3 protein-coding genes and 1 pseudogene are annotated in these 3,395 nt (G+C 62.2%); 2 read left to right on the top strand and 2 right to left on the bottom strand.

Features of this window, described 5'->3' with window-relative positions; all coding sequences use genetic code 11:
- Positions 1–821 (top strand): HAD-IC family P-type ATPase (locus tag QZ964_RS01795; protein ID WP_292528287.1); only part of this gene is annotated, 821 nt, incomplete at its 5' end.
- A gap of 65 nt (positions 822–886) precedes the next feature.
- Here the strand turns inward: QZ964_RS01795 and istB are convergent.
- Together istB and istA are read right to left on the bottom strand one after the other, a co-directional pair.
- Positions 887–1,615, bottom strand: a complete 729-nt coding sequence (istB, locus tag QZ964_RS01800; protein WP_292528290.1) for an IS21-like element helper ATPase IstB — start codon at positions 1,613–1,615, stop codon at positions 887–889.
- Positions 1,615–3,117, bottom strand: coding sequence for an IS21 family transposase (gene istA, locus QZ964_RS01805; RefSeq protein WP_292528289.1), 1,503 nt, complete (start codon positions 3,115–3,117; stop codon positions 1,615–1,617). Before istA ends, istB begins: the two co-directional genes overlap by 1 nt.
- Positions 3,118–3,217: 100 nt before the next feature.
- Between istA and QZ964_RS01810 the strand changes: the two are divergent.
- Positions 3,218–3,395, top strand: a pseudogene (locus QZ964_RS01810) (HAD family hydrolase); the annotation flags it as partial.

Genomic DNA, 3,395 nt, shown 5'->3' on the forward strand with positions numbered 1-3,395 from the left:
TCCTCGCCGCCATCGTGATTGGCCTCCTCACCTTCGGCATATGGTTCTGGTGGCTCGGCCAACCGTTGCTCTTCGCCATGACGCTGACGATCACCGTTTTTGTGATCGCCTGCCCGGACGCGCTCGGGTTGGCTACTCCGATGGCGATCATGGTGGGCACTGGCCTCGGCGCCATGAATGGAATCCTGTTCAAGAACGCCGCGGCCCTGGAGGACGCGACGAAACTCGACGTCATCATCTTTGACAAGACCGGCACGCTCACTGTCGGACAGCCAGAAGTTGTTGAGGCGGTGAGCGCCACCGGGGAAACGGCGGAGACCGTACTGACCAGCGCCGCGTCGGTCGAGCAAGGTTCGGATCACCCCTTGGCCCAAGCCATCGCTCGGCGGGCTCAAGGACTTGCCGTTCCGGAGCAGAAGAACTTCGAGAATATTGAAGGCATGGGCGCAAGGGCGAAGGTTGATGACGACATTGTATACTTGGGCAATCGCCGATTGATGGACGAGCAAAATCTCGATCTTGGCGCGCTTGCTGTGGAGGCGCAGCGGCTGCAAGGCGCCGGTCGCACCGTGGTCCATGTGGCGCGAGCCGGAAGGGTGATCGGGCTGATCGCCATCGCCGACGCGCCCCGGCCGAGCGCCGCCGCGACCGTCGCCAAATTGCGCGAGCGGGGGGTCCAAGTGGCCATGCTGACGGGCGACAACGCCGGCACGGCCCAACGGATCGCTCGCGACTGTCAAATTTCATTGGATCGGGACCCCAGTTTTGCGTTGAAGAAGGACCCCTCTGGAGACATGGGTGAACCGCCGATTTTGGCGTGACGCAGGGAGGGCGGAGCCCGACCGAAGTCACGCCAAAATCGGCGGCGGCGCGTTGATTGGGAGGGTCAGGCGCGGTTTTTGAAGCGCCAGCTTTCGTTGCCGGTCTCGATGATGTCGCAATGATGGGTGAGGCGATCGAGCAGCGCGGTGGTCATTTTGGCGTCGCCGAAAACGCTCGGCCATTCGCCGAAGGCGAGATTGGTGGTGACGATGACCGACGTGCGTTCATAGAGCCGGCTGACCAGATGGAAGAGCAATTGCCCGCCGGCCTGGGCGAAGGGCAGGTAGCCGAGTTCGTCGAGCACGACAAAGTCCATGCGCGTCAGATAATCGGCGATGCGGCCCTGGCGCCCGGCGCGTGTTTCCGCCTCCAGCCGATTGACGAGATCGACGGTGGTGAAGAAGCGCCCGCGCAGGCCGGAGCGGATGCAGCTTCGGACGATGGCGATCGCCAGATGTGTTTTCCCCGTGCCGGTTCCACCGACCAGCACAATGTTGCGTTGCTGCGCGACAAAGCCGCCGCCGGCGAGATCGCGAACCAACCCTTCGTTGACCGTGGCGCCGTCGAAGGTGAAGTCGTCGATGTCTTTGGCCAAGGGCAGCTTGGCGATGGTCATCTGATATTTGATGGAGCGCGCCTGCTTCTCGGCGATTTCAGCCTTCAACAGATCGCCGACGATTTGCGGCGGTTCGTGCTGCCGCTTGATCCCTGCCGACATCACCTCGTCGTAGGCGCTTCTCATGCCATAGAGCTTGAGTTCTCCCATCAGATCGAAGATTTGCGTGCGTTCCATCATCCCCCTGAACTCCTCAGTTGATCGTATCTTGCGCAGTCGGCGAGCGGGACGTGCTCCAGCTGCAGCGCGTCCGGCGTCAGGATGGTCAGCGGCGGCCCGGGATCCCGACGGCGCGCCAGAATGTTGAGAATGACGTCGGCGGAGTGGACGCCTTGTTCCAGGGCCTCGGCGCAGGCGGTCTCCACCGCCGGCAGACCGTCGTCGAGAACGGCGGCGAGGATTTTCACCATCTGCCGCTCGCCGTCGGCGGAGCCGCCGAGCCTGCGGCGGATTTTCTCTACCGCAGCCGGCAAAACCCAGTCCTTGAACGGCGCGCCGTTGCGGAGGGCGCCGGGCTTGCGCGCCAGAACCCGCACGTAATGCCAGGGGTCGTAGGACGTTTCCTCGCGGCCAAAGCGCCGGCGGTGTTCACCCACGACGACGCCGTCCTGACGGATGACAATGCGATCGGCGTAGGCTTGCACTTCGACCGGTCGCCCAACGGCGCGTGACTGGACCGAATATTTGTTGCTGTCGAATCGAACCAGGCAGGTCTTCGACACCGAAGCGCTCACTGCATGGAAGCCGTCGAAGCGACCACGAAGTTGCACGAGCTTTGGCCGCTCTTCCGCGAAAACCTCGAAGACCGTTTTATCGGCGATCTCGGGATGGCGATGCACCTTCGCGTAGGCGACGCATTTGTCGAGCAGCCAACCGTTCAATTCGTCGTAGCTTTTGAACCGCAGGCGCGGCGTGAAGAAACGCTCACGCACGAGGCCGACCTGGTTCTCGACCTGACCTTTTTCCCAGCCAGACGCCGGGGTGCAGGCCACGGGCTCGACGAGATAATGTCCGCACATCTGAAGGAAGCGACGGTTGTATTGCCGATCCTTGCCGACAAGGATCGTTTCCACCGCAGTTTTCATGTTGTCGTAAATGCCGCGCTCGCAGGCCCCCTTGAAAAAGGCGAAGGCCCGATCATGGGCGTCGAACACCATTTCCTGCGTCTCGCGCGGATAGGCGCGAACAAACAGCATGCGGCTGTGGCACAGCCGCATATGCGCGACCTTCACGGTCATGGTCGCGCCGTTCAGCACGACGATCTCATGGCTCCAATCGAACTGATAGGCTTCGCCGGGTGAAAAACTCAGCGGCACATAGGCCTGCGCCAGCGCTGCGCCGCGCTCCTTGCGCCAGCCTATCGCAAAGCGGCGGACCGCAGCGTAGCTTCCAGAATACCCAAACCCGCGCAGTTCTTCGAACAGCCGCGTCAGCGTCAGCCGCTCACGCGCCGGCTTGTCTTCGTTCTCGAGAAGCAGCGACTCTAATCGCTCCCGCCACGGCCCGATTTTGGGAAGCGGCTGCTCGCGCCGCTCGTAACGAAACTCGGTCGCCTCCGAACGAATAACCTTTCGGACGACCTTCCGCGAGACATGCAGCTCCCGGCAAATCTCCTTGATGGGTTTCTTCTGAACAAAATGCGCGCGGCGAATCTTCGCGATCGTTTCCACAACCAGCATTCCAATCTCGGCCTCCCAGAAACCAGGAGACCAGTGTGGACCCTCAACTCCGGGGTCCCGATTGGACGCAAATCACCCCCAAAGCGGGGTCCTTATTCCACGCAAAATCACACGCGACCTCGGCCTCGATATTGTGCTCGCCGACGTCCTGCCCAGTCAGAAAGCCGGCAAGGTCAAGGAGCTGCAGGCGCAGGGCAAGAAGGTCGGAATGGTCGGCGATGGCGTCAATGACGCGCCGGCCCTGATTCAGGCGGATGTCGGCTTCGCCATCGGGGCCG

It is taken from the genome of Methylocystis sp., from assembly GCF_021731785.1.
GTDB lineage: Bacteria > Pseudomonadota > Alphaproteobacteria > Rhizobiales > Beijerinckiaceae > Methylocystis.

What these genes read in the sequence shown, in the direction of transcription:
- istB (WP_292528290.1), bottom strand. Translation starts at nt 1,615, where the DNA reads ATGGAACGCACGCAAATCTTCGATCTGATGGGAGAACTCAAGCTCTAT.
- istA (WP_292528289.1), bottom strand. Translation starts at nt 3,117, where the DNA reads ATGCTGGTTGTGGAAACGATCGCGAAGATTCGCCGCGCGCATTTTGTT.